The 3,831-nt window shown below is 39.5% G+C and carries 6 protein-coding genes; 2 read left to right on the forward strand and 4 right to left on the reverse strand.

All coding sequences use genetic code 11. From position 1 onward, the window contains the following. Nucleotides 1-119: 119 nt before the first annotated feature. Both GX437_12130 and lgt read left to right on the forward strand, forming a co-directional pair. Complete coding sequence (locus GX437_12130) at nt 120-1,091, forward strand: diacylglycerol kinase family lipid kinase (protein NLJ08402.1); 972 nt, start codon at nt 120-122, stop codon at nt 1,089-1,091. Then, entirely contained in the window at nt 1,066-1,923 is an 858-nt protein-coding gene (lgt, locus tag GX437_12135) for a prolipoprotein diacylglyceryl transferase (protein NLJ08403.1), read from the forward strand. The genes GX437_12130 and lgt overlap by 26 nt, the downstream gene beginning before the upstream one ends. On the opposite strand, the gene GX437_12140 is transcribed toward lgt, so the two are convergent. From GX437_12140 to GX437_12155, 4 genes are all read right to left on the reverse strand, one after another. After that, the gene (locus tag GX437_12140; GenBank protein NLJ08404.1) at nt 1,902-2,543 is read right to left on the reverse strand and encodes a hypothetical protein; all 642 of its coding nucleotides are present in this window, start codon (nt 2,541-2,543) and stop codon (nt 1,902-1,904) included. The genes lgt and GX437_12140 overlap by 22 nt on opposite strands. After that, complete coding sequence (locus GX437_12145) at nt 2,540-3,001, reverse strand: hypothetical protein (protein NLJ08405.1); 462 nt, start codon at nt 2,999-3,001, stop codon at nt 2,540-2,542. Before GX437_12145 ends, GX437_12140 begins: the two co-directional genes overlap by 4 nt. Next, a complete protein-coding gene (locus GX437_12150) occupies nt 2,986-3,549 on the reverse strand; it encodes a hypothetical protein (GenBank protein ID NLJ08406.1) in 564 nt (187 codons plus the stop codon). Before GX437_12150 ends, GX437_12145 begins: the two co-directional genes overlap by 16 nt. After that, the coding region (locus tag GX437_12155; protein ID NLJ08407.1) for a hypothetical protein at nt 3,539-3,831 on the reverse strand (293 nt) is incomplete at its 5' end. The genes GX437_12155 and GX437_12150, both read right to left, overlap by 11 nt.

The following is a 3,831-nucleotide window of genomic DNA, read 5'->3' on the forward strand; positions in this document are numbered from 1 at the left end:
AAAAAATATCAGGTAAACAGGCAAGATATTTTGGAGCATTTCTGCCATGGGACAAAAATAAGCTTATTATCGGGGCAAAAGGTTTACCTTTACACTTTTTTTAAAAAAGCAAAAAGCGAATGAAATGGCATGTTATTGTTAATCCTTCAGCCGGAGGAGGCAGAGGTGGGATGAAATGGCCAATCATCAGAGCAGAACTGATAAAAGAAGGGTTTGAGTTTGATTTTCAAATTTCAGAAAAGAAAGATCAAATCATCACCTTAAGCAAGGAAGCAGTCGAACAGGGTTCAAAAAAGTTAATAGTTGTCGGGGGAGATGGTTCTCTATTCGAAATGGTTAATGGTATTTATTTACAAAATAAAGTCAGCCCCAGCGATATTGTTATCGGGCAAATACCGGTAGGTACAGGCAACGATTGGGGAAAGATGTATGAAAACTCACTGGATTTCAGAAAATCCATCCAAATCATCAAGGAAGGCCGGACATTCAGGCAGGACTTAGGGACTATTTATTTTCCGGAAGAAAAGAAGCGTTACTATTTTGTCAACATTGCCGGTCTTGGTTTTGACGGTGCCGTGTTAAAGGAAGTCTGGAAACAGAAAGAAAAGGGAAGAAACGGAGCCATGATTTATTTACTGATGCTTGTAAAAAGCCTTTTTGGCTCTGGTTATCATAAGGTAACTTTAACATATTCAGGAACTAAGGAGGAACAAATTATTTTCAGCATGGCTGCAGGCATAGGCAGATACAATGGCAATGGCATGATGCAGCTTCCTTTTTCTCACCCTGCTGACGGAATGCTGGATGTAAGTATTATCAATAAAATCGGGAAGATTGAGGTAATACGGGAGGTGAAAAATCTTTTCAGTGGTACTTATGTAAAAAACAAACATGTCAGAATCAGGAGAACGGATAAAATCATCATCGAATCGGGGAAGAAAATACCTGTAGAGGCGGATGGTGAGTTTTTGGGATATTCTCCTGTTGAAATCGGTATTCTTCCTGCCGGTATCAGTTTTTTTGTAAATAAAACAGATTTTAGTATTGACCCTAAAATAAAGGATTATGCACCCGATATTGTTCAGATTTAAACTTCCGGAGTTTTTACAGGCATTGCTGCCCGGGAATGCTGAATATCTTACGATGTACACTTACGGCTTTTGTATTTCACTGGGAATCATTGCCGCATACCTGTATGCCTGGCGTCAGGCAAAAAAAGAACTGAATGTTCCTCAGGAAGTAATGACAAGGCTTCTCATCATATTGGTCATTGCTGCTGTTGTCGGAGGCAAGGTATTTACCTTTCTCGAAAGGCCGTCTTTCTATTTCAGCCATTTTGATGTTTTTCTGAGGGGGTTCAAGTCGGGTTTTGTGTTTTACGGCTCCTTGCTGTTTGCCATACCTGCCATGATATGGTTTTTCAGGTCGCAGCAACTGCCTGTGCTTCAGATGTTTGATATTATGGCCATCACGGCTACCATTGTTCATGCTTTCGGAAGAATGGGCTGTTTTTTTGCCGGCTGCTGTCATGGAGTTCCTACTCACAGCGTTTTTGGTGTTGTCTTTTCTGATCCCTATTGTGCGGCTGACCCCAAAAATGTTCCCCTCCACCCCACCCAGCTCTATGAGGTTTTTCTTTTAGTATTGATTATGAGCTTTTTATTGTTTTACAAAAAGAGAAAAAGATTTCACGGAGAATTGTTTTTAATCTACCTCATTCTTTATGCAATTGGCAGGGGAATTATTGAATTTTACAGAGGTGATGAATCAAGAGGCTATTTATTTAACCACCTTTTGTCGCATTCGCAGTTTATTGCGTTGATTGTGCTGGTAGTAACAGTCGTTCTCTATTTTATTCTCCTGAAAGCCGATAAAAAAAGAAAAAGCACGATTGTCAAAAATCAGGGACAGTCTTCAGAATAAACATTAATAAAAGTTCTGATTAAATCAATGGCCTCAGGAAGCATCAGGTCGGTGAGTTCGGGGTTGGTCAGCTCGTTATTTACAGTTTTCCATGCGCGGCATTTGTCGAATAAAAAAAGCTGCTGAGCCATCGACAGGGCATAAATGGTGTGTATGGTAAAAGATTTCGGATTTTTCTGAAGAGCTTTGTCAAAATAAGGAAACCCGGCTTCCGGTACAAAATAATCATCCATCACGGTAAGGTAACCAAGACAGAACAATTCGTCAGCTGTTAGTGTATCAAGATGATATTCAATATTTTCGAGTTTATATTTTTCCTTCAGGAATCTGATAAACCTGACCGAATTGTCTTTCCCGAGAATTTCGAAAGAAAGTGCATTGATAATTGCTGCTTTGACATCGGTCGCCAGCTTTGGACTGAGCAGGCTTTCCGCAATTTTTTCATCCAGATAGCCTTTCTGCTCTGCATAGGAAACCACGCCAAAATCATTGTAAACCTTATAGAAAACAATATTGGTCAAAGGAGATTGTGAATAAGCAGTTTTTTCGGACAACAATATGGAGAAAACGAGAAGAAGACTTCCCGTAAGAAAATATTGCTTCCTGCTGACTTTCCTCATTCTGGTTCTCTTTTACTCAACTTGTTGTCAATCAGATAATAATACTCAATGTTTCTGGTAAATTTCATCCCGTTGTCGCAGGAACATTGCCGTTCAGATGGTTTTGTTCGGATGGTTTTTACCCTTATTTCCGGATTTTCATCAGGTAGTTTTTTCATTTTGATGAAATATCGTTGTGAAATATATTCAGGCCAGGAGACCTGACGGTTTAAATATCCTGTCTTTAAACGGTATCCGCTGAAGGTGGCCAACGTCATGGTATCTGAATGCTGAATCATTATTATTTTACTGACAAAGTTAACACAACTGTCATTTTCCCTCAGTATTTCCTTTTTCAGCCAAAGAATTTTGTGATCACCGAGATGAATTTTATTGGGAACAGAACTGAATGAAGATTTTGTCATTAAGAGGCACAGGAGCAATCCGGCTGCTGAAAAAAACCTCATTTTTTCTGCCATTTTCTGAATTCTTCCACGAGGCTGATGGTTTCTTCATCCGGTTTTTCGATGGTAGTAGTCAGGGTAAGTGTTTTCAGGTTTTTATCCCAGAAAACCACCGGCAGTTCTTTTCCCATGAATGTGCCGTTTGAGTTGTAGTAAAACTCGCTCATCGTATTGATATACATCATATAAGGACCTTTTCCCTGATACTGGTAAAGTTTTATGTCTTCCGGTTTTTCAAAATAAATGATGACTTTTCCGCACAGTACGCCATCTTTCTCAAAAAGTTTACAGGTTCGGAGATTGCCGTTCGGATATTGCTCCTTGATTTTTTTCCCTTCAATGTATTCACTGGTGAGCTCTGTAAAATCTTTTTCTGTCATGACTTTTCCGTTTTCCTTCACCGACATGATGTTGTAAAAGATAATGGTTAGTTTTCCGCTCCCCTTACCGGTAAATTCAATGGTATATTCTTTTTTTTCACAGGTGAGGCATGAGCTGAAAAACAGGGGTGGAAAGAGAATCAGCAAAAGAAACAGAAAATATCGTAAAACACTAATTTTCATGATTGAAACTTCTTTTTTTAAATTCAAGAATTTTCTTTTTCAGGTTAAGGTCGCCAGCACTGAAAGGAGCCGGGAGCAGCTCAAGGATAGAGGTAACGATTATTTTACTGAAACCAATATTGGCAGAAATGATTTCGATGTCGTCATTGGCAATATAACTGGCTTCGGATATAATCTGACGGCACCGGCCACAGGGAAGAGGAGGAAGGCCGTCTGTTTTATCAGTAAAACCGCCAACAATAGCCACCATTGTAATTTGAGTTTCACCATGACTCAGAGCCG

This window comes from Sphingobacteriales bacterium, assembly GCA_012517435.1.
Taxonomy (GTDB): domain Bacteria; phylum Bacteroidota; class Bacteroidia; order CAILMK01; family JAAYUY01; genus JAAYUY01.

Coding starts and splice junctions, on each gene's coding strand:
- lgt (NLJ08403.1), top strand. CDS start 1,066: ATGCACCCGATATTGTTCAGATTTAAACTTCCGGAGTTTTTACAGGCA.
- GX437_12145 (NLJ08405.1), bottom strand. CDS start 3,001: ATGGCAGAAAAAATGAGGTTTTTTTCAGCAGCCGGATTGCTCCTGTGC.
- GX437_12130 (NLJ08402.1), top strand. CDS start 120: ATGAAATGGCATGTTATTGTTAATCCTTCAGCCGGAGGAGGCAGAGGT.
- GX437_12140 (NLJ08404.1), bottom strand. CDS start 2,543: ATGAGGAAAGTCAGCAGGAAGCAATATTTTCTTACGGGAAGTCTTCTT.
- GX437_12150 (NLJ08406.1), bottom strand. CDS start 3,549: ATGAAAATTAGTGTTTTACGATATTTTCTGTTTCTTTTGCTGATTCTC.